This window comes from Mycetocola sp. CAN_C7 (genome assembly GCF_015752285.1).
Classification (GTDB): domain Bacteria; phylum Actinomycetota; class Actinomycetes; order Actinomycetales; family Microbacteriaceae; genus Mycetocola_A.
On record NZ_JADOUY010000002.1, the window covers coordinates 272,656 to 293,450 of the forward strand.

The 20,795-nt window shown below is 65.3% G+C and carries 23 protein-coding genes and 1 tRNA gene; 7 read left to right on the forward strand and 17 right to left on the reverse strand.

Annotated features, from left to right (window positions below; all coding sequences use genetic code 11):
- Window positions 1–34: 34 nt before the first annotated feature.
- From IWX78_RS04950 to polA, 5 genes are read right to left on the reverse strand one after another with little or no spacing between them, the layout of a single operon-like run.
- Window positions 35–958: an ATP-grasp domain-containing protein gene (locus IWX78_RS04950; protein WP_196832346.1), complete on the reverse strand. Its 924-nt coding sequence runs from the start codon at window positions 956–958 to the stop codon at window positions 35–37.
- Window positions 959–982: 24 nt separating this feature from the next.
- Complete coding sequence (locus tag IWX78_RS04955; protein ID WP_196832347.1) at window positions 983–1,963, reverse strand: epimerase; 981 nt, start codon at window positions 1,961–1,963, stop codon at window positions 983–985.
- Complete coding sequence (locus IWX78_RS04960) at window positions 1,960–2,613, reverse strand: DUF4166 domain-containing protein (protein WP_334684570.1); 654 nt, start codon at window positions 2,611–2,613, stop codon at window positions 1,960–1,962. The genes IWX78_RS04955 and IWX78_RS04960 overlap by 4 nt, the downstream gene beginning before the upstream one ends.
- A complete protein-coding gene (locus IWX78_RS04965; protein ID WP_196832348.1) occupies window positions 2,603–4,279 on the reverse strand; it encodes a DUF885 domain-containing protein in 1,677 nt (558 codons plus the stop codon). Before IWX78_RS04965 ends, IWX78_RS04960 begins: the two co-directional genes overlap by 11 nt.
- A 45-nt stretch (window positions 4,280–4,324) precedes the next feature.
- Window positions 4,325–6,985: a DNA polymerase I gene (gene polA, locus IWX78_RS04970; protein WP_196832349.1), complete on the reverse strand. Its 2,661-nt coding sequence runs from the start codon at window positions 6,983–6,985 to the stop codon at window positions 4,325–4,327.
- Window positions 6,986–7,042: 57 nt separating this feature from the next.
- Here polA and IWX78_RS04975 point away from each other — a divergent pair, with 57 nt between their 5' ends.
- A complete protein-coding gene (locus IWX78_RS04975) occupies window positions 7,043–7,465 on the forward strand; it encodes a hotdog fold thioesterase (protein WP_196832350.1) in 423 nt (140 codons plus the stop codon).
- A gap of 171 nt (window positions 7,466–7,636) precedes the next feature.
- Here IWX78_RS04975 and IWX78_RS04980 read toward each other — a convergent pair whose 3' ends face one another.
- Window positions 7,637–8,242 carry an ANTAR domain-containing response regulator gene (locus IWX78_RS04980; protein WP_196832351.1) on the reverse strand — a complete coding sequence of 202 codons (606 nt, stop codon included), beginning with the start codon at window positions 8,240–8,242 and terminating at the stop codon, window positions 7,637–7,639.
- A gap of 38 nt (window positions 8,243–8,280) precedes the next feature.
- On the opposite strand from IWX78_RS04980, the gene IWX78_RS04985 reads away from it, so the two are divergent.
- Window positions 8,281–8,363, forward strand: a tRNA-Leu gene (locus IWX78_RS04985).
- Between the two features lie 70 nt (window positions 8,364–8,433).
- On the opposite strand, the gene IWX78_RS04990 is transcribed toward IWX78_RS04985, so the two are convergent.
- A complete protein-coding gene (locus tag IWX78_RS04990) occupies window positions 8,434–9,168 on the reverse strand; it encodes an SDR family oxidoreductase (protein ID WP_196832352.1) in 735 nt (244 codons plus the stop codon).
- A gap of 209 nt (window positions 9,169–9,377) precedes the next feature.
- Complete coding sequence (locus IWX78_RS04995) at window positions 9,378–9,854, reverse strand: DUF6194 family protein (RefSeq protein WP_196832353.1); 477 nt, start codon at window positions 9,852–9,854, stop codon at window positions 9,378–9,380.
- 84 nt (window positions 9,855–9,938) lie between these two features.
- On the opposite strand from IWX78_RS04995, the gene IWX78_RS05000 reads away from it, so the two are divergent.
- On the forward strand, window positions 9,939–10,388 hold the full coding sequence (locus tag IWX78_RS05000) for a hypothetical protein (RefSeq protein WP_196832354.1): 450 nt from the start codon (window positions 9,939–9,941) through the stop codon (window positions 10,386–10,388).
- A 14-nt stretch (window positions 10,389–10,402) separates the two neighbouring features.
- On the opposite strand, the gene IWX78_RS05005 is transcribed toward IWX78_RS05000, so the two are convergent.
- Both IWX78_RS05005 and IWX78_RS05010 read right to left on the reverse strand, forming a co-directional pair.
- A complete protein-coding gene (locus IWX78_RS05005; protein ID WP_196832355.1) occupies window positions 10,403–10,708 on the reverse strand; it encodes a DUF7882 family protein in 306 nt (101 codons plus the stop codon).
- 104 nt (window positions 10,709–10,812) lie between these two features.
- The gene (locus IWX78_RS05010; protein WP_196832356.1) at window positions 10,813–11,682 is read right to left on the reverse strand and encodes a hypothetical protein; all 870 of its coding nucleotides are present in this window, start codon (window positions 11,680–11,682) and stop codon (window positions 10,813–10,815) included.
- 117 nt (window positions 11,683–11,799) lie between these two features.
- Here IWX78_RS05010 and IWX78_RS05015 point away from each other — a divergent pair, with 117 nt between their 5' ends.
- Together IWX78_RS05015 and IWX78_RS05020 are read left to right on the forward strand one after the other, a co-directional pair.
- A complete protein-coding gene (locus IWX78_RS05015) occupies window positions 11,800–12,681 on the forward strand; it encodes a hypothetical protein (protein ID WP_196832357.1) in 882 nt (293 codons plus the stop codon).
- The gene (locus IWX78_RS05020) at window positions 12,659–13,123 is read left to right on the forward strand and encodes a DUF2809 domain-containing protein (protein WP_196832358.1); all 465 of its coding nucleotides are present in this window, start codon (window positions 12,659–12,661) and stop codon (window positions 13,121–13,123) included. Before IWX78_RS05015 ends, IWX78_RS05020 begins: the two co-directional genes overlap by 23 nt.
- On the opposite strand, the gene IWX78_RS05025 is transcribed toward IWX78_RS05020, so the two are convergent.
- The 4 genes from IWX78_RS05025 to IWX78_RS05040 all read right to left on the reverse strand — a co-directional run bounded on the left by IWX78_RS05025 (window position 13,052) and on the right by IWX78_RS05040 (window position 15,812).
- A complete protein-coding gene (locus tag IWX78_RS05025) occupies window positions 13,052–13,561 on the reverse strand; it encodes a CinA family protein (RefSeq protein ID WP_196832359.1) in 510 nt (169 codons plus the stop codon). The two genes, IWX78_RS05020 and IWX78_RS05025, sit on opposite strands and share 72 nt — an antisense overlap.
- A gap of 64 nt (window positions 13,562–13,625) precedes the next feature.
- Complete coding sequence (locus IWX78_RS05030; RefSeq protein ID WP_196832360.1) at window positions 13,626–14,606, reverse strand: DNA topoisomerase IB; 981 nt, start codon at window positions 14,604–14,606, stop codon at window positions 13,626–13,628.
- 35 nt (window positions 14,607–14,641) lie between these two features.
- Window positions 14,642–14,908 (reverse strand): DUF7218 family protein, encoded by a 267-nt coding sequence (locus IWX78_RS05035; RefSeq protein ID WP_196832361.1) that lies wholly within the window; start codon window positions 14,906–14,908, stop codon window positions 14,642–14,644.
- Window positions 14,909–14,930: 22 nt separating this feature from the next.
- Window positions 14,931–15,812, reverse strand: coding sequence for an SDR family oxidoreductase (locus IWX78_RS05040; RefSeq protein ID WP_196832362.1), 882 nt, complete (start codon window positions 15,810–15,812; stop codon window positions 14,931–14,933).
- A gap of 201 nt (window positions 15,813–16,013) precedes the next feature.
- Here IWX78_RS05040 and IWX78_RS05045 point away from each other — a divergent pair, with 201 nt between their 5' ends.
- Window positions 16,014–17,507, forward strand: a complete 1,494-nt coding sequence (locus IWX78_RS05045) for an FAD-dependent oxidoreductase (protein WP_196832363.1) — start codon at window positions 16,014–16,016, stop codon at window positions 17,505–17,507.
- Here IWX78_RS05045 and ku read toward each other — a convergent pair.
- On the reverse strand, window positions 17,504–18,358 hold the full coding sequence (ku, locus tag IWX78_RS05050; protein WP_196832364.1) for a non-homologous end joining protein Ku: 855 nt from the start codon (window positions 18,356–18,358) through the stop codon (window positions 17,504–17,506). The genes IWX78_RS05045 and ku overlap by 4 nt on opposite strands.
- Window positions 18,359–18,391: 33 nt before the next feature.
- Entirely contained in the window at window positions 18,392–18,928 is a 537-nt protein-coding gene (locus IWX78_RS05055) for a DUF6328 family protein (protein WP_196832365.1), read from the reverse strand.
- A 147-nt stretch (window positions 18,929–19,075) separates the two neighbouring features.
- Between IWX78_RS05055 and IWX78_RS05060 the strand changes: the two genes are divergently transcribed.
- Window positions 19,076–19,252, forward strand: a complete 177-nt coding sequence (locus IWX78_RS05060; protein WP_196832366.1) for a hypothetical protein — start codon at window positions 19,076–19,078, stop codon at window positions 19,250–19,252.
- 54 nt (window positions 19,253–19,306) lie between these two features.
- Here the strand turns inward: IWX78_RS05060 and pyk are convergent, their stop codons facing one another.
- The gene (gene pyk, locus IWX78_RS05065) at window positions 19,307–20,749 is read right to left on the reverse strand and encodes a pyruvate kinase (protein ID WP_196832367.1); all 1,443 of its coding nucleotides are present in this window, start codon (window positions 20,747–20,749) and stop codon (window positions 19,307–19,309) included.
- Window positions 20,750–20,795 lie beyond the last annotated feature (46 nt).

Sequence of the window (20,795 nt, forward strand, 5' to 3'; positions counted from 1 at the left end):
CGGGTGACGCACCAGTCCCCCAAGTGAGGGACACTCACGTTCGGGGTGCCGCGAGGAGCCGTTCCCGGACCGCGTCGACGAAATGCGCGACGGCATCCGGGTGGCTGTCGATGAACAGTGACGGTTCGAAGAGTTCCGCCTCGAGCACCTGGGGCCCCTCGGCAGGATCTTCGACGACGTCGATGCGTGCGTAAAGAGGCAGAGCGGCATGAGGCGACAATCCCCTGCGGCTGAGAACCGTACCGATCGCGGCGATGAGTGCGTCCCCGACGGCGCGTTCATCGGGGCTGCTTCCGACCGCTGCGATGGTTTCGGAGTACACACCGTTGAGCAGACCGCCCCCGACCGCGAGCAGTGGCCCTTTCGAGATGGCATGGCTGTACCGCCCGTTGAAGTACAGCAACGCGTGCTCGCCGCGTTCCTGCACGCCGTCGACGGCAGGCTGGACCATCACCGTTTTGCCGAGGTCCAGGATGTGTGATGCCAGTGCCAGCGAAGCGGGATCCCCTGTGTCGAACAGCCCGGTGTTCTGGGAGCCGGCAGAAACGGACGGCTTGATCACCAGGCGCGCGGCCTCGACCGCGGCACACGCCGCCTCGACCTCTGTCATCGTCGTGCAGAACGTGGTGGGGACGAGAGGAACCTCCGAGACCGCTGCGATGTCACGCAGGTAGGTCTTGTCGATGTTCCAGCGGATCAGGTCGGGGTCGTTGAGCACGGGGACGAGGGCGCTCACCCGGTCGAGCCATGCGAGGAACGCATCAGCCTGAGCCGGGTAGTCCCACGGCGAACGGATGATCACCAGGTCGAAGGTGGACCAATCGATGTCGCCGTCCGTCCAGAGCACCACCCGCGGTGCGAAGCCGGCCGCCGTCAGAGCATCGACGAGGAATGGAAGGTCGTGGTCGACGTACGCAGGGTCAGGGATGTCGTGGGTAATGAGGGCGATGGTGGTCATGACGGCTCCGGTGTCGGACAGGGATCAGGATGACGGGGAGTCCGCGGTACGCCGCGGCCGGATGATGCTGACAAGCGCCGGCTCCAGTTGGGGCTGCGCGAAGGTGAAACCGGCATCGGACAGTCTTTCAGGGACCACCCATCGACTCTTCAGGACGAGTTCGGTTTCGCTGCGGATCACGGCCGTGCCCAGCTCGAGCATCCAGCGGGTGGTCGGGAGCCCGATCCGCACGCCGAGCACGCGACGGAGCGCCGCCATCAGGGAACGATTGTCAGACGGGTTCGGAGACGACGCATTCACGATGCCGTCGAGCTCGGGGTGTTTCCGCACGAAATCGAGAATCCGCGCGACGTCGTCGAGGTGGATCCAGCTGAATTTCTGCCGGCCGCCGCGTGAGCCGAACTCGTGGCCGGTGCCGGCGGCGCGCCTGCGCAGACCGATCGGCCAGCGGCCGTCGCGCTGGGTGCCGCCCAGGCCGAGACGGGTGAGCAGTCGCAACGGGGCCAGCGCACTGCCGTCCCCGAGAACGATGGCCAGTCGGAGCGCGACGCGGCGGGTTGCCTGGAGTTCGCCCGCGAAGAATTCCTCTTCCCAGGCGCGCGCGATACCCACACTGAATCCGGTGCCCAGTTCGCCTGTCGACTCGGTCATCGGCCGGTCGTCTGCGTGCCGGTAGATCGTCGCAGTCGATGAGTTGACCCACAGAGCCGGTGGCGATGAACATGCACGGATGGCTGTGTTGAGCTCGCGCGTCGTCTCGACCCGGGAGCGGAGGATCTCGGCCCGGTTCGCCGGTGTGTAGCGGCAATTGACGCTCTTGCCCGCGAGGTTGATGAGCAGGTCGGCCCCGTCGAGCAGCCGGGTGATCGTCGCGGTTTCTCCCCAGACGGCATCCGCACCGCTGCGACCGATCGTGCTGACCTGTGTCCCAGCTGCCCGGTAGCGCGCGACGAGAAAGCTGCCAACGAAACCGGATGCCCCGGCGATGACGACACGGTCGGTCACGACGGTTCTCCCCCACTGTTCACGGAATAACCAAAGCTACCGCTGTACTCATAGACCCTACCGATCAGAGAGACGTCGATCGTGACAGTGACCCGCTGGAGACCGGTCGCGTCGTCGAACCGTTCCGACAGTCGGACGACCGGGGACAGCGCGGCGGGAAGGCCGACCGTGATGGCACCGAGATGTACCCGTATTCGATCGGAGCGAAGGGCGAGTCCACGATCGGCCACGGTCGCCGCGAATGTCGCCGAGATCAGCCCGCCTCGGCCCAGGCGGTCGGAGAGACCGGCAGGACCAGCAGAGATCACGTCGACCATCTCGCGGTCGCCGCCGTCGAACCGGAACCGCCTGACAGCCCTCACCGCGGGCTCGCCAGTGGCATCCGTCGTCGGCCGGTTGATGACGGTGAACGGAACGTCGTGCTCGCAGACCGGGAAGACGATGCCGGCACGTCCGAGGATCCAGAGCACCGGCCACAGCCAGCGTCTGGGCGTACCGACGACGTCGAACACGCCGGCGCCGGACCCGACGGCACCGGCGGGTATGGCAGAGAAGTAGGTGAGCAGCTTCGGGTGGAGCCCGGCGAATGCGCTGCCGAGGGCACGCTCATACGGTGATCGTGGCAGCCGGTCGGAGTGATCAGTCGGCAAGGAGGGAACGCTTGAGTGTGTCGAGGCCGACACCGCCGAGGTCGAGCGCCGTGCGGTGGAACGCCTTGATGTCGAACGCGTTCCCGTCGCGTCGCGCGTACTCGTCGCGCAACTGCTCCCAGATGCGCTGCCCGACCTTGTACGACGGTGCCTGCCCCGGCCAGCCGAGGTAGCGGTTCACCTCGAACCGGACGAACCCGTCGTTCATGTTGACGTTTGAGCGCAGGAAGGCGAATGCGTCGTCTGCCGTCCACGGACCGCTGCCGTCCGGCAGGGTCTTCTCGAGGTGAACCCCGATGTCGAGCACCACACGGGCGGCACGCATCCGTTGGCCGTCGAGCATCCCGAGCCGGTCTGCCGGGTCGTCGAGGTAGCCGAGTTTTTCCATCAGCCGTTCGGCGTAGAGCGCCCAGCCCTCGGCGTGGCCGGACGTCCCCGCCAGCTGACGACGCCAGGTGTTGAGCTTCGCCCGGTTGTACACAGCCTGACCGATCTGCAGGTGATGCCCGGGGACACCCTCGTGGTAGACGGTGGTGAGCTCCCGCCAGGTGTCGAACTCGGTGACGCCCTCGGGAACAGACCACCACATGCGGCCTGGGCGCGAGAAGTCGTCTGTCGGACCGGTGTAGTAGATCCCGCCCTCCTGGGTGGGCGCGATCATGCACTCGATCGTGCGGATCTCGTCTGGGATGTCGAACTGGCTGCGGCCCAGTTCCTCGACCGCACGATCACTCGTTTCCTGCATCCACTTCTGCAGCGCATCGGTGCCGTGCAGTTTGCGGCTGGTATCGCCGTCGAGAAACGCAATCGCTTCCTCGACACTTGCGCCCGGCTTGATCTCCCTGGCGATCGACTCCTGCTCATCGACCATCCGGGCGAGCTCCTCGATCCCCCACTCGTAGGTCTCATCGAGGTCGATGGTTGCGCCGAGGAAGCGGCGCGACTGCAGCGCGTACATTTCGCGGCCGACGGCATCCTTCTCCTGCGCAACCGGTTCGAGATCGTGGGCGAGGAAGTCTGCAAGCGACTGGTAGGCGACAGCGGCCTGGCCGGCGTTGTTGGCGAGGTCGGATGCGAGTGAGGCGGGCAACTGTCCGCCTGCCGGAGCCGCGGTAGCGGCGAGTTCGAGGAAGAAGCCGTCTTCGGCGCTGTAACGCTTGACCTGCTCGAAGACCTCGCGCACCTGGCGTTTCGCCGGAGTGACACCGGACGCCATCCCGAGACGCAGGGTTTCGACGTACCCGGTGACGGCGGTGGGCAGGGCGCGCAGCCGGGAGGACACATCCTCCCAGTCGTCGACGGTCGCCGTCGGCATGATGTCGAAGATCTCACGGATGCCCTGGGCAGGAGACGCGATCACGTTGAGGTCCCTGAGATGCAGGCGGGCCTCAGCGCTCTCGAGGTCGAGGCGGAGTTCCGCGCTGAGGTCGGTCTTCGTGACCTCGTCGACGGCGTCGACGGCGACGGCTCGATCGAGCGCGGCGAGAACCTGTTTCGCCTCGGCGACGTACCGCTCGTTTCCTTCGGGCGAGAAGTCGCCGAAACGGCTGTTGGCTTCGGTGCGTCCGATGTACGTTCCGAGGAGGGGATCGAGTTCGACGAGGGTGTCGACCCAGTCCTCGGCGATCGCGTCGACCGCTGACGGGGTGCGCTGCTGTTCAGTCATGCAGTCGAGCATAGAACAGGGCAACCGCCGCGTCACGGAAACCGGTCAGTGCGCCGCTGCGTCCCAGTTGTGGCCGCGGCCGACCTGGACCTCGAGCGGCACCGTGAGCTCCGCGGCATCCGCCATGCGAGCGTGGACGATCCGTTCGAGCGCGTCCCACTCCCCCTCGACCACCTCGAAGATCAGCTCGTCATGCACCTGCATCAGCATGCGCGAGCCCAGGTTCTGCGCGGCGACGTCTGCCTCGATGTTCACCATGGCGATCTTCATGATGTCGGCGGCCGAACCCTGAATCGGTGCGTTCAGTGCGGCGCGCTGAGCGTTGTCTCGGAGCACACGGTTGGGGCTCTTGAGGTCGGGGAACGGGCGTCTGCGTCCGAAGATCGTCGTCGTGTAGCCGTCGTCGACAGCCTGCTCGACGACGTTGCGCAGGTAGTCACGCACGGCACCGAAGCGGGCGAAGTAATCGCTCATGAGCTGCTTCGCCTCTGAGGAGTCGATCCGCAGCTGCTTGGACAGGCCGAAGGCGCTGAGCCCGTACGCGAGTCCGTACGACATGGCTTTGACCTTGGTGCGCATCTCGTTCGTCACCTCTGCCGGATCGACGCTGAAGATGCGGGCACCGACGAAACGGTGGAGGTCTTCGCCGGAGCGGAACGCCTCGATCAGCCCCTCGTCGCCGGAGAGGTGCGCCATGATGCGCATCTCGATCTGCGAGTAGTCGGCGGTGAGCAGCGTCTCGTAGCCGGAACCGGCTTCGAACGACGCGCGGATGCGTCGACCTTCTTCGGTGCGGACAGGGATGTTCTGCAGGTTCGGGTCTGTCGACGAGATCCGTCCCGTTGTCGTTCCAGTCTGTACGTAGCTCGTGTGCACGCGGCCGTCTGCGGCGATGGCCTTGTCGACTGTCTCGACGATCTGTCGCAGTTTGGTCGCGTCACGGTGTTCGAGCAGCAGGCCGAGGAAGGGGTGCGGGTTGGAAGCCTGCAGATCGGCCAGCGCACCGGCATCCGTCGAATAACCGGTCTTGTTCGCCCTCGTTTTCGGCATGTCGAGTTCGTTGAACAGAACCTCCTGCAACTGCTTCGGGGACCCCAGGTTCACTTCGTGGCCGATGATGGCGTACGCACGCGATGCGAGGTCGCTTGCGGTTGCCGCGAGTTCGGCAGACAGCTCGGTCAGCTGTGCGTGGTTGACGGTGACACCGCGGAGTTCGATGTCGACGAGGGTGAGCAGGGTCGGCATCTCGATCTCGCGCAGGACCGCGAGCGATCCCTCATCGAGGGCTTCGATCAGCGGTGCGACGAGTCGGATCGTGTACCAGGCCTCGAGCGGAGCCGTCGCCGGGTCGTCGAGTGCAAGTTGGTTGGGGTCGGACTTGGGCACCGACTCGTCGAGGTAGCGCGAGACGAGGTCTGCGATGGTCTTCTCTGTTCCGCTCGGCCGCAGCAGCCAGCCGGCGATGTGTGTGTCGAACGCGATGCCGGCAAACGGCAGACCGACCGACTTCAAAGCCTTGAGTTGCCGCTTCGAGTCGGTCAGGACCTTCGGCGCGTCGCTGGCGAGCCAGGCTTCGAACGGTGCGTAGTCGGCTCGACCGGGCTGCCAGGCAAGCGCGACGGACTCGGTCAGTGTGGCGATCCCGATGCCGACCGGTTTTCCGTCGAAGAGGTCGAACGCGAGTCCGAGACCGTCGGGGTTCGCCGCAACAGCGCGAGTCAGCCAAGCGCCGAGTTCTTCATCGAGCAGCTGCTGAGGAACCGGGATCTTTTCAGCGCCTGAGCGGACGGAAGGGATGCCGGTGGATTCTTCGTCGAGGCCCTCGGCTTTGAGAAGCCGATCGAGCATGGTGCGGAATTCGAGGCGCGCGAAGATATCGCGGACGGCTTCTTCGTCGATCGGTCGCTTCTCGAGCGAGTCGAGAGTCACCGGGAGCTCGACGTCGGTGAGCAGGTGGTTGAGTTTGCGGTTGCGCACAGCGTTCTCTTTGTGCTCGCGGAGGCTCTCCCCCACCTTGCCGGTGATCTTGTCTGCGTTCTCGAGGATGCCGTCGAGGGTCCCGTACTGGTTCAGCCACTTCACTGCGGTCTTCTCACCCACCTTGGGCACGCCGGGAAGGTTGTCGCTCGTCTCACCGACGAGCGCGGCGACCTCCGGGTACTGGTGCGGCTGGATGCCGTAGCGCTCCATCACCTTGGGGGCGTCGTAACGGGTGAGGTCGGAGACCCCCATCCGCGACGGGTAGAGCAGGGTGACGTCGTCGTTGACGAGCTGGATCGTGTCGCGGTCGCCCGAGACGACGAGCACGCGGTAGCCCTGCTCCCTGCCCTGCACGGAAAGCGTGGCGAGGATGTCGTCTGCCTCGTAATCCTCGATTGAGATCGTGGTGATGTTCATCGCGGCGAGGGCATCCTGGAGCAGAGGAACCTGGCCGATGAACTCGGACGGGGTCTCACCCCGCGTGCCCTTGTACTCCGGGTACTCGCGAGTGCGGAAGCTGAACCGTGAGATGTCGAACGCCACAGCGATGTGGGTTGGTTTGTGGTCGCGGATCAGGTTGATGAGCATGGCCAGGAAGCCATGGATCGCATTCGTGTGCTGCCCGTCCTTGGTCGAGAAACTGTCGACAGGGAGCGCGTAAAACGCCCGGAATGCAAGGGAATGACCGTCAATGACGAGGAGGGTAGGCTTTTCGTTGTCCGACACCACCCCAGCCTACAAGCGACAAGCGACAGTGGGTTTCGAGCACGAGCAAAGGCGACGATGACCGAGACGACTCCCAACGACCTCGACTATGTGCTGCAGCGTGGAGGCGGAGCACTCGCCGCGAAGATGGGGATCGAGTTCATCGAATTCTCGGTCGATCGGGCCGTGGCGACGATGCCCGTCGAGGGGAACACGCAGCCGGCGATGCTGATGCATGGAGGTGCATACGTCGTGCTCGGCGAATCTCTCGGTTCGATGTCTGCGAACCTCTGGGCGGGCACGGGCAAGCTCGCCGTCGGGATCGACATCAATGCGACCCACACGCGCTCCGCCACCTCGGGCATCGTCACAGGAGTCTGCACTCCGATCCACCTGGGCCGGTCGATGACCGTGCACGAGATCGCGGTGAGCGACGATCAGGGCCGCCGTTGCTCGACCATTCGGATCACGAACCTCATCAAGGATCTGCCGGCGGGCTGACCTTCCGCTCTGGGCAGCCGTGGCATCGTTGAGTTGTCACGAATCGTCGCTCACCAGACGATTGAACGACGTTTCGTGGCACCTCGAGCTCGATTCACTGCGAACGCCGCTCCATCCGCCCGTTAACGACGAAATGGGCCGGAGGTCCAGCCCGTTTCGCGCGAGTGACCGTTACTTCTTGGCTGTGAGCTGCTCGACGATCGCCTGGGCGACATCGTGCATGGTGAGGCGGCGATCCATCGACGCCTTCTGGATCCAGCGGAACGCCTCAGGCTCGGTGAGCCCCATCTTCTCGTTGAGCAGGCCCTTGGCGCGGTCGACGAGCTTGCGGGTCTCGAAGCGCTCGACCATGTCGGCGACCTCGGCCTCGAGGGTGATGATCTGCTGGTACCGGCTGAGGGCGATCTCGATCGCCGGCAGCAGGTCGCTCGGGGTGAACGGCTTGACGACGTAGGCAAGGGCACCCGCCTCGCTTGCGCGTTCGACGAGTTCCTTCTGGCTGAACGCCGTGAGCAGGACGACCGGGGCGATCTGCGCCTTGTTCAGGCGTTCAGCGGCGGAGATACCGTCGAGCTGCGGCATCTTGACGTCCATGATGACGAGGTCGGGGCGGAGCTCAGTGGCGAGGGCGACGGCGGTCTCACCGTCTCCGGCCTCCCCGACAACCTCGAAACCGTTGTCTCGGAGGATCTCGACAATGTCGAGTCGAATGAGGGATTCATCCTCGGCTACGACGACACGACGAGGGGCTGGGGTGGTTGCTTCTGGCTCGGTCACGGCTTAATCCTACGGTACTCTGGTGCACGTTGTTGTGCGCCGGTGTGGCGGAATGGCAGACGCGGAGCACTCAAAATGCTTTGTTCGAAAGGACGTGTGGGTTCGAGTCCCACCACCGGCACAACGGTTTGCATCCGCTCGTTCCACGGGCGATTCGAGTCTGGTCAGGGGTCTCGCCTCGCGGTTCCTCGTCAGACGGTGAGGACCTGACCCACCGTCGCGCCTCCGTCGATGACGAATTCCGTTCCGGTGGAGTACGTGGCGTCTGCCACCAGATACAGGACCAGCTTCGCTACTTCGTCCGGCTCGCCGATCCGTGGGATGGGCTGCGCGTCGTACATGCCGTTGTCTTCCATACCAGCGGTCATCGGCGTGCGGATGCCGCCGGGGTGCACCGAGACGACCCGGATGTTGTCGCGTCCGAGATCGAGCGCTGCGGCCTTGGTCAGACCTCGCACTCCCCACTTGCTTGCCACGTAGGCGCTGAGATTGGAGTACCCCATCATCCCTGCGGTCGAGGAGATGTTGACGATGACTCCTCCCCCCGCCTCCTTCATGGTTGCGCTGACCGCGCGGATGCCCAGGAAGACGCCGGTCAGGTTGATCCCGATGACCCGGTTCCACTCGCTGAGCTCTGTCGTCGCAACCGGTGTGAAGCCCACCACACCCGCGTTGTTGACGAGGATGTCGACGTGGCCGTGCGCGGCGGTCACTTCGTCGACGACACGCGACCAGTCCGACTCGCTCGAGACGTCGAGGTGGGCGTACATCCCGCCGATCGACGACGCGACCTCTGCGCCTTCGTCGTCGAGCATGTCGGCGACGACGACGGTCGCGCCCTCCGCAGCGAGTATGCGAGCTTCGAATGCGCCCATGCCGTGGGCACCACCGGTCACGAGTGCGACTTTGCCATCCAGCTTTCCCATGCTCTGATCTCCTTTGTCGTGTGAGTGTCGACCGCGGTGGGTCGTTCTCTCATTCGACGATAGGTGGGCGGCGCCCGCCAGGGTCGGAGGTCCCGCAACAGCGCGTGCCGACTCAGCCGGCACCGAGTGTCTCAGGCTCTGTCCCGGCTCCGCAGCCCGAGCCCCGCTGTCGATATCGGTGCACGCCGTGGCGGTCCGCTGAGTTGTCGTCAGGCTCGGGATCGCCTGGTGTGCCTGCGTGCGGCGAGAGCCCAGGCCTCGGTGATCAGGTCCCGGGCCTGGGTGAGCGTCCGTTCGCCCGGATTGAGCACGGACACCCAGCCCTGTGACGCGTAGACCGGGTGAGGGATGAGGCGATCGAGCTCGGAGTAGTCGACGTCTGAGGCATGCGCGGCGTTCTCGTCGGGGAGGTAACCGATCAGTTCGGCAAACCGGGCGCGACCAACGGCGACGTTGAGACGGTAGATCCCCGGTCGGTGGAGGTCGGATGCCTCGTCGAATCCGGGATAGTCGCTCGCGACGATCGTCGCGAACGGCATCATCCGGTCGGCTGCGTCGTCGTTCGGGTCGTAGTAGACGAAGCTGTCGCCCCAGGCAGACTCTGGTGCCCCGAACGCCTCGTCGGCCGTCACGACCGTGACCCCGGGAAGCACTGCCGCGAATGTCAGAAGATCACTTTCGCTCATGGCTCCAGTCTGCCAGTGCACGGCATCACAACACGGGCGCAAGGGGATGGTGCGCCTGCCCGCCCAAAGGCCATAGTGGTGGCTATGACGACTCGAGACGCCGGTCCAGACTCTGACCACAGACGCCCGGACGGAGTGAGCGATGAGACCATCGAAGCGCTCGGCAAATTGTCGGAGGCACTCGAGGTCGTCGAGCATGCCAGAGGCTACCTGTACGGCTTCCACCGTCTCACCGGGAAGGCGGATCTCGCTCTCGGTGAAGCGGTCGGCCTTCTCCGTGCTGCTGGGCACAACGATCTCGCCGATGAGATCGACACCGATGTCATCGGTCGGAACGTCATCCACGGCCGCTGGACGTTCCAGATCGTCGAAGACTACGACGACAATTACTATTCAACGGTTGTCGCTGCCGAGCGACGCGCGCGTGAAGCACTCGCCGACGGGAAACGCCACCTGTTCGAGGCCGAGATGAAGGAAGATCGACGCACCCACGGCCGCGCCCATCATGAGGCCGTGCCGGACGAAGGGAACTGACCTCAGCCCCGAGGTCAGGAGCGTTCGGCCGGTTCCTCGCCGAGTCTGAGGCTGCCACCGGAGTTCGCCGACGCCATCAGCTCCTCGAGCCAGATCCGGTTGAGCTTGTCTTCACCGAGGGCGTCGAACCGGAACTGCAGAGGAATGGCTGGGTGGATCCAGAGGACGCGTCGCCCGGTGTCCTCTGCCCGGCCGTCGACGGCCAGAGGGAACATTTCGCTCCGTCGGAGCTTGGTGAGAATGACCACCTTGAGGTGGGCGAGCTCGCGGTCGGTCAACTCGATCTCAACCGGAGGAAGTCCGTACAACAGTGTCCCCATGGTTCACCTTCCCGGCGGCCGGTGCCGTCCCCTGGTAAGCACCCTAGCCCGGGTGAGCGGAGTAATCACGATTCCGGCGCGAACGCACGACGGCCGACCCTGCGTCAGTGCTCGTCCCGGAGTGTTGCGAGATGTTTCTCGGCACGGGCGGCCGCGCGATCGGCGACGTCTGCCTCCCGCTCCGCTGTCGTCGCGGCGCGGCTGAGGGTGTCCTCTTCACGATCGACAGCGACGAGTTCGCGGTCGAGGTCCGACAGCCGGGCAGTGATGTCGTCCCGTTCGGCCCGGAGCGTCCTGCGCCGCTCGGAGACAGCGGTGCGACGTTCGCGCAGATCTCTTCTGACCTCCTCCGCAGCCGCTACCGCTGCCAGGGCCCGCTCCGACCGTTCGGTTGCTTCGGCCAGTCGACGAACGGATGCCGCGTCTTCAACCGGGTGAAGAACCGGTCGTTTCGCGCGCGGAACAGCCGCGGAGGGCGCAGCGACTGCGCCCTCGAGGTCAACGGCATCGATCCCGTTCGACCGCAGGGCCCGCGTGAGCCGCCCGCTTCGCAGGGCATCTGCTGCATCGGCGTCGGCCATTCCCGCCTGGAGCGTCTGTTCGACTTCGGCGAGGGCCGCAGGACTCATGCGATGACCGGCGTCGGCGGCCAGGTCGTTGCCCAACCGAGCGATCGAACGAATGAGAGCGTGGCGTTGTTTCCCCAGCCGGCGCAAGTCGGTGGCGTCGAGGTCCTTCTCAGCTTCGCGCATCTCTCCACCGAGCGCGATGAGCTGCTCGATCTCCGTCTCACGGCGGGCGGCGAGGAGGTTGATGAGCCAGGCGGCCGCAGACGGCTTCGGCAGCCGGCCGATCTGCTTCGCCAGTTCGGTCTCGCCTTCGGATCGCGCGACTCGTGATCGCTCGCTGCGGATCGACACGAACTCGGATGGTGTGCGCAGATAGAGGTCGACGAGCACATCTCCCAGGTCCATCTCCGCCCCCACGTCCGTCGTCGATCAGCACCTTCAGGATACGGCGAAGCCGGTTGCCGGGAGGTCAACCCGGAGAGGGGCCAGCAACTCCCAGCCAACCTCGGTCATGATGAGACCGTGGCTTTCAATTTTCTCGCGTGGTTCCAGCGCCGTGTGCCAGTGGCCGCGCCCCCCGGGCAGGACGAGGACTACTCCCCCGTCCCCGAAGGCGAGGCGTTGCTCGGCACCGGCCCTGACCAGCTGCGCGCCTGGCTGCTGCTGCACCCGAGGCGCGCTGCGGCGCTTGAGGCTGCCTGCGCGCCGTTGCGAGAACGACTCGCCAGCGTGAGCGATGCGGAGCCATCGGCCCTCAGCGGCAGGTTCCCCCACAGCTCACGCGCGGCGCGAGACCCGGATGCCACGATGTGGGACGCGCTCTTCTCCGACTTGAGCGAGGCATCCAGCGGCGGGCCGGGGATCACTCTCAACCCCCTCGCCGTGCTGATGAGCGTCGCGGTCTCGCACGCGGTGTATTCGTCAGACGATGGTGGGCTGCTGTTCGTCGCCGCTGACGCCCGTTCAGCCGCCGATACGATCGTCGACGAGATCCCCGGCATCGGAAATGTCATCGCCGATCTGCTCGATGTCTCTCGAAGTACCATCGCGGCTCGCGCCACCCAGGCCGGCATCACGAGCATCCTCGTCCACCGTCGATTCACCACGAGTGAGTCGCCCGGCGTCATCATCGAACACCAACTCGACAGCGGGCCGGCGTCGACGCTCGTCGGCCGGGTCGCTGCCGACATCGACTTCCACACCCTGTCGCTGTGGTTCGACGACATCGACATCGCCAGGGACTGGTCGCCGGCCGCTGACCCGTCGTCGACGAGTGTGGTCGTGCTGAGCGTCAGGGTGCCTGTCGAGTCGATCTGGATGGCGCCCCGGCGGAACAGTCGCGATTTCCTGATCAGCGCTGAAGCGCTCGAGCCGGTGCACAGTGAAGTCCTCAACCGCGACTGACCCGGTCGGCAGATCTCGGCTGATCCTCGGCGGTGCAGCCGTCGGAGTGGTCTGCGCCGGATTGCTCGCTCGGGGTCTTCCCGGCGTTGCCGGTGACATCTCCGGCGGAACCCTCTACGCCGTCCTCGTCTACCTGCTCGTCGCTCTCCTCGTTCCCGCTGCTCGGGCCGTCGCGATCGGCGGGATGGCTTTCGTGGTGTGCGCTGGGGTCGAGTTGTTGCAACTCACCGGACTCCCGGCTGTGCTCGGTTCGGTTTTTCCGCCGATCCGGCTCATTCTCGGAACGACCTTCGTCGCCACCGACCTGCTGTCAGCTGCAGCAGGGTCCGTGATCGCCGCGCTCGTGGACGGCGCCGTTCGGCGCCGGTCGTCAGCGGTTGCTCGACGAGACGAGAGCATGCACCCGCGACTCGAGCAAGCGGAGAGCAGCGACAACGGCTGAGTCGACGATCTCATCCGGGCTGCCGCCGAGCGCGCGTTCCGCCACGTGGAGTTCGCCGTGCGGTGAGTGGACTCCGATGAAGACGGTGCCGACATCGTGCCCGTCCTGTCGGTCGGGTCCCTGGATGCCGGTGACAGACACGGTGAGGTTCGCGCCGAACAGCCGCGCGACGCCTGCGGCCATCTGTTCGGCGGCGCGGGCCGAGACGACGGGGCTCGTTCCGAGTTCGAGGATGCGTTGTTTCGCGTCTGTCGTGTTCGTGACGACGCCTCCGCTGAACCATTCAGACGCGTTCGGTGCTCCACCGAGCCGGAAAGCGATCGCGCCTCGCGTGAGCGACTCAGCGACCGCGATGCGCAGGAAACTGCCGTCAGCGGCCGCAGCGATGGACTCGGCGAGGGCGATCGCCTGGGTTTCGCTGGGGTTGGAAGAGGGCATGCCCCCATTCTCGCCAGGCAACGATGGTCTCTATAGGGGTTGACACCCTGTGGACGCCCGTTGTTCACCTGGGGTCTGCATCCCCCAGGATCAGCCGCCGTAGCGCGGTCTCCGGTGCGACTCCGGTCTTCTCCAGCAGTTCGCCGGACTGGTAACGGTCGAGGACGCGAGGGTCGATGTAGCTGGACCGGGCGACGGCGGGTGTGTTGCCGAGGGCGTCAGCCGTTTCCTTCACGGCGATAACGACGTTTCGGGCGCAGCGGGTGGCGGTGGAAGCCGTGCCGAGGTTGCGCAGGGCGGTCGCAGCGATGATGCTGCCGTGCAGGGTGCGGAAGTCCTTCGCAGTGAAGTCTCCGTTCGTTCTCAACCGCACGTACTCATTGACCTCCTGAGCGCGAAGAGGTCGCCACTGGTTCTCGCTCTTCCACGCCAGGAGGCGCGAACGGCCGCCGCGCGTCTTCAACGACCGGACGACCGCGGCCAGGTCGGCGTCGTCCGTCTCGCTCGACCACGCCTGACCGCTCTTGCCCGGAAAGTCGAGGAGCACACTGTCGCCGCTCACGGTGGCGTGCGCGCACAGCAGGGTTGTCAGCCCATGGCTGCCGTGTTCCAGGGCAAACCTTTCGCTGCCGACCCTGAGGCGTGCCGAGTCGAGCAACCGGAAGCCAGCGGCGAGAGCGCGTTCGCGTGAGCCGGTGACCCCGCGGAGATCGCGGGTGACCACTCGCCTCGCCGATGGGAGCGCCGCAGCGAGGTCGAGCGCCCTGTCGAACTTGCGCTCGGCCTGTTTGCGAGACCACGCCTCGTGGTAGACGTACTGACGTCGTCCTGCCCCGTCGGTTCCGACCGCCTGGATGTGGGCGTTCGGGAACGGCGCGATCCAGACATCCGTCCATGCGGGCGGAATGACGAGGGCGGAGATCCGTTCGATGACAGCGTCATCCCTGAGCGGATGTCCCCCTTCGTCCACGTAGCGAAATCCCGACCGGGTCCGCCTCCGGCCCAGGCCAGGACCTCCAGGGTCACTCCTGCGCAGTCGCGGCATCGCTCCCCCACCCCGAGAACGATCGGCCGCTCGCGTCAGGAATTGCGCAACTCCGAGATCAGTTCTGCTTTGCGCTTATGCGAGAACCCGGTGAGTCCGATCTCCTTCGCGCGCTTCTTCAGCTCGTCGACCGTCCAGTCGTCGTAGCTGCCGGACTCCCCGCCTTTCGCGCCGACCGCTTTCCTGCCTCGGGACGCGGCGGCATTCGAGATGCGGGCGGCTTTCTGTTTCGAGGCTCCATTGGAGCGGAGCTCGTCGTACAGCTCAGGGTCCTTGAGCTGGGGTGTCGCGTTTTCGGGCATGCGTACTCCTCCTGTGTTTGCGCTACAGCGCTTTTCCGCCGGTCACCGGCAACACAGCCCCTGAGACGTATGACGCGGCATCCGACGCGAGATAGACATACGCCGGTGCGAGCTCGGCGGGCTGACCGGCCCTGCCCAGTGGGGTGTCCTGGCCGAACGTCACGACCTTGTCCGGCCAGGAGGTGGCCGGAATGAGCGGAGTCCAGATCGGGCCGGGCGCGACCGCGTTGACACGGATGCCTCGCCCGCCGAGGGAGTCGGCGAGTGTCTTCGTGAACACCACCTGGGCTGCCTTCGTCATGGCGTAGTCGATCAGTTCGCTCGCGGGCTGGAACGCCTGGATGGAGGAGGTCGTGAGGATCGATGACCCGGGCTTCAGATGCGGAATGGCGGCCCGCGCTGTCCACATCGGCGCGTACAGGTTCGTCTTGAAGACGCGGTCGAACTCGGCGGTGGGCAAATTCTCGAGGCCGTTGCGGTTCTCCTGGTACGCCGCGTTCAGCACAAGGATGTCGAGTCGCCCGAACTCAGACATCGTCAGCTCGACGATGTCTGTGCTGAACTGCTCGTCCCTGACATCGCCGGGGAGAAGGAGCGCCCGGCGTCCGGCCTTCTCGATCCAGGTCGCCGTGTCCTCTGCGTCGTCCTGCTCCTCGGGGAGGTAGGCGATGGCGACGTCCGCCCCCTCGCGGGCGAAAGCGATGGCGACGGCCCGCCCGATCCCCGAATCACCGCCGGTGATGAGCGCAACCCGATCGGTGAACTGGTCTGAGCCGACGTAGGTCGTCTCACCGTGGTCGGGGCGAGGAGTGGTCTCCGAGGTCAGGCCGGGCTGGTCTTGCTCTTGCCGGGGAAAATCCTCCGACGGGTATCTGGTGGTCGGATCGATGTTCTCGGCGCTCATGTTGGGCCTTTCTGTCGTCGGAACACGCGCCCTTTCTGTCGTCGGAACACGCGCGGGGCGACCGATCGGGCGAACGATGCGAAGCAACGATACGCATCGTGTTCAGTGCGGCTCAAGGGGGTGGCGGGCGGCGGTACACACGCACTAGCGTTGGGCGGCTGCCGGGTCCCGTTCGGCATCAGCCGAAAGGACCTCACCGTCATGGCCGACGCACCGCTGCACCGCTCTCTCTGGCTCGACAGAACGAATCCCGTCGCCACCGACGAGTGGCGTCAGTTCGATCGCGTCGATGTCGTCGTGATCGGGGCGGGACTCTCCGGCCTCGCGTCCGCGGCCATGCTGGCGGAGGAAGGCTTCTCGGTCGTCGTCCTCGAGGCTCGGCATGTCGGAGCGGTGACCACGGGCAACACCACGGGCAAGATCTCGTTGTTACAGGGAAGCCGGTTGTCGACGATCCGATCCGCTGTCTCCCGTGACCGTGCGCAGGCCTATGTGGCAGCCAACCAGGCCGGGCAGGACTGGCTCATGCGTCACATCCGCGCCTCTGGTGTCGCGTACGACGAGCGCACAGCCGTGACGTATGCGACGACGGATGCCGGAGCGCCGACGATCGAGGCGGAGCTGGACGCGGCATCCGACCTGGGCCTCACCGTAACGGCCAGGCATGCGCTCGAACTTCCGTTCCCGATCACCGCTGCTGTGTGCCTTCCCGGCCAGTTCCAAATCGACGCCGTCGACGTGCTCGACTCGCTCGTTCGGACCATTCGTCGCCACGGCGGGCTGGTCATCGAAGGGGTGCGCGCCTCCGAGCTGAGTTCGGGCGACCCGTGCGTGGTCTCGACGAATCGCGGCGAGGTTCGCGGTGGCCGCGTGGTGGTCGCAACGGGCACACCGTTCCCGAAGCGTGGCGGACATTTTGCGACCCTCGAGCCGTTACGCTCGTACGCTCTCGCCTACCGTTGGCCGGGCAAGACGCTCGAGGGCATGTACCTCTCGGTGGACGAGCCGTCCCGCTCGATTCGTGACGCAACACGGGCAGACGGCAACTATCTGGTCATCGGAGGAAACGGCCACCGCGTCGGCACAGACGAACCGACATCCGCGAACGTCGACGACCTGCTCGACTGGACCAGGCTGACGTTCCCGGACGCCGTTCCCACACACAGCTGGTCAGCGCAGGACTACCGGTCCACAGACGAGTTGCCGCACTTCGGACCGATCACCCGGGGAGACGACCGTATCCTCGTCGCAACGGGCTACGCCAAGTGGGGGCTGACCAACGGTGTGGCTGCCGCGATCGCGATCGCTGGCAGGATGGCGGGTGCTCGTCCGGCGTGGGCCGAGGTTCTCGAGGACAGGCCACCGGCGTTCACTGCGGTCGGGAGCACACTGAGCGCCGGAGCGACCGTCGCGTCGAGCCTGGCACGAGGCTGGACAGCGGCCGAACTCACGACCGAACCGGCGACCGCCCCGGCAGAAGGAGACGGCATCGTCGTGCGCGACGGCATCGCTCCCGTCGCGGTGTGCACCGTCGACGGCGTCACCAGGCGCCGTTCCGGCATCTGCACGCACCTCGGCGGCATCCTCGGCTGGAACGATGCAGAGCAATCCTGGGACTGCCCGCTGCACGGATCCCGTTTCAGCCCGGCCGGAGACGTTCTCGAGGGTCCTGCCGTGCTCCCGCTCAGGGACTAGGCGGGCTTCTTCGCCTTCTTCTTGGGAGCAGGTTTCTCGGTCGCCGGTGCTTTCTTCTTGGCGGAGCGTGATTTCTCCACGCTCCGGCGCAGCGCCTCCATCAGGTCGATGACCTCGCCGGACTCGGCGTTGTCGTCTTCGGTCTCTCCGAATGTGGCATCCGTGTCGACCGCATCGCCCTGCTCGAGCTTCGCCTCGATCAGTTTCCGGAGCTGATCCTGGTAGTCGTCGTGGAATTTCTCCGGAGTGAAATCGTCAGCGAAACTGTCGACAAGGGACGACGACAACTCGAGTTCCTTCGCGGAGATGCGGACGGTTTCGTCCAGCGCAGGGAACTCGGCCTTGCGTACTTCGTCTTCCCAGAGCAGCGTCTGGATGAGCAGAACGCCGTCGCGGGAGCGCAGAGCACCGAGTCGGGTCTTCTGCCGGAGCGCGAACTGGACGATGGCTGTGCGGTCGGTCGCCTCGAGTGTGCGCCGCAGCAGCACATACGCCTTAGCGGACGACGAGTCTGGCTCCAGGAAGTAGCTCCTGTCGTACATGATCGGATCGACCTGATCGCTTGGAACGAACTCGACGACCTCGATCTCGCGGCTCTTCTCCTCCGGAAGTGAGGCCATGTCATCGGCGGTGAGGATGACCGTGCGGTCTCCGTCGTCGTACGCCTTGTCGATGTTCTCGTATTTCACGATCTTTCCGCAGATCTCGCAGCGCCGCTGATAACGGATGCGGCCACCGTCCTTGTCATGCACCTGGTGCAATGACAGGTCGTGATCCTCGGTGGCGCTGTACACCTTCACGGGTACGTTGACGAGCCCGAACGTGATGGCGCCCTTCCAGATTGCTCTCATGCCACCAGTGAACACCAGCGCAGCAGTCGATGCCTAGTCCCGTTCGGACAATTCGCCACGCGATATGATCCGGCGGAGCACGAGCGGAAGCACGAGCCCGAGAAGCAACGTGATGGCGGCGACGACGGCTGCAGCGATGATTCCGGCTTCCCGACCGAGGACGAAGTCGAAGATCAGCATGGCTGTTCCGATCATCGTGAGTGAGAACCCGATCAGAACTGCTTTCAACATTCGGTCGCCGATACTGACGGTGATCTCTTTCAGAAGGTGCCTGAACAGGATCCGGTGAGCACTCACCGGCAGAAGACTGAGCACCGTGGTGAGGATGGAGACGGCGACGAGGGTGAGGTACAGGCCGAGCTGGAAGGGGTCGAGTTCTGTGAACCGGGGCTGGAAGGCGATGGCGAGGAGGAACGCGGTGAGGATCTGTGTGCCGGCCTGAAGGACCCGGAGTTCCTGCAGCAGGTCGGCCCAGTTACGGTCGGATCGCTCGGAATCGGTCTCCTGGCGCCCGTCGCTCACGGCATCGACGCCTGGCGGCGGGGTGTCAGCACCCTGTTTGTTTGCCATCGCGTGTCCTGTCGTTCGATCCTGTATTAACACCAGCCGTCAGGGCGGTCAAGGGCTTACGTCTGGTGCATCCGCAAGCCTAATGTTTCGAGCACACGTGGGCGTCGAGCCACGCACGCCTGCCCGGATGCGGTGAGGAGAGTTCGGATGGCACACCCCGAGACCTACCAGGATCCCGACGAGCTCGGCGACGACGAGGAGCTGGCTGTGCTGCCGGACGACCTGGTCGATGACGACCTGGAGATCGTGCTCGATGATGAACGGCCGATTGATGAGGCAGACTTCGAGTCCGAGAGAGACGACGTCCTCCCCGATGACCTGTGAAACAGGAGAAGCGCGGACCAGACGGGTCCGCGCTTCTCCTGTTTCGACAGCTGTTTAGTTCTGGTACGCCGGGACGACGCCGTGGTGGGCGTCTCCGACCTTGTGGACGCGCAGGTCGTTGGTCGAGCCCGTGATTCCGGGAGGGGAACCGGAGATCACGACGACCTTGTCGCCGACCTCTGCCTTTCCGCTCCCGATCAGCACATCGTCCACCTGACCGAACATCGCGTCCGTGTGGGTCACGCGATCGACCAGGAACGTCTCAACGCCCCAGTTGAGCTGCATCCGGCGACGGATGCTCTCGTCGGGGGTGAATCCGAGAACCGGGATGCGGTGACGCAGTCGGACCATTCTCCTCACCGAGTCGCCGGATTCGGTGAAGACACAGAGGAATTTGGCGTCGACGAACTCTGCCACTTCAGAGGCGGCGAGCGTGATCGCACCGCCCTGGGTGCGTGGCTTGGTTCCGAGAGGCTGGATGCGCTCCAGTCCATGCTCTTCGGTGGATTCGACGATGCGGGCCATGGTCTGCACCGTGATCACGGGGTAGTCGCCGACACTGGTCTCGCCACTGAGCATGACGGCATCCGCACCGTCGAGAACAGCGTTGGCCACGTCGGAGGTCTCTGCGCGGGTCGGGATCGGGCTGGAGATCATCGATTCGAGCATCTGGGTGGCGACGATGACGGGCTTGGCCATGCGACGGCACAGTTCGACGGCACGCTTCTGAACGATCGGTACGGCCTCGAGCGGCAGTTCGACACCGAGGTCGCCTCTGGCAACCATGATTCCGTCGAATGCGTCGATGATCTCTTCGAGGTGATCGACGGCCTGCGGCTTCTCGATCTTGGCGATGACGGGGAGACGCTTGCCCTCTTCGTCCATGATCTCGTGGACCCGGCGGATGTCGTCGGCGTTGCGCACGAAGGACAGCGCGATGAAGTCTGCTCCGAGGCGGATGCCCCAGCGGAGGTCCGCCTCGTCCTTGTCGCTCAGGGCGGGGACGTTGACGGCGACGCCAGGAAGGTTGATGCCCTTGTTGTTGGAGACGGCACCGGCGACGATGACCTCGGTGGTCACGACGACACCGTCGGTCTCGAGAACCTTGACCTTGACTTTGCCATCGTCGATGAGCAGGAAGTCACCGGGCTTGACGTCGTGCGGAAGGCCCTTGAACGTGGTGCCTGACAGCTCCTTGGTCCCGACCACGTCTTCGGTGGTGATCTTGAAGATGTCGCCTTGAGCGAGGTCGTACGGTCCACCCTCGAACTTGCCGAGGCGGATCTTCGGGCCCTGGAGATCGACGAGGACAGCGACGGGCTTGCCTGCGTCAGCAGCAGCCTTCCGGACGTTCGCGTAGACACTCTCGTGGACGTCGTACGAACCGTGGCTGAGGTTCATCCTGGCGACGTTCACTCCGGCGTCGATGATCGCGCGGATGTTCTCATAGCTGGCGGTTGCCGGGCCGAGGGTCGCGACGATTTTGGCTCGTCTCATAGGTGCTGCTCCATATTTCTGCGCATAGGCGCACTGGCGGGCTGAT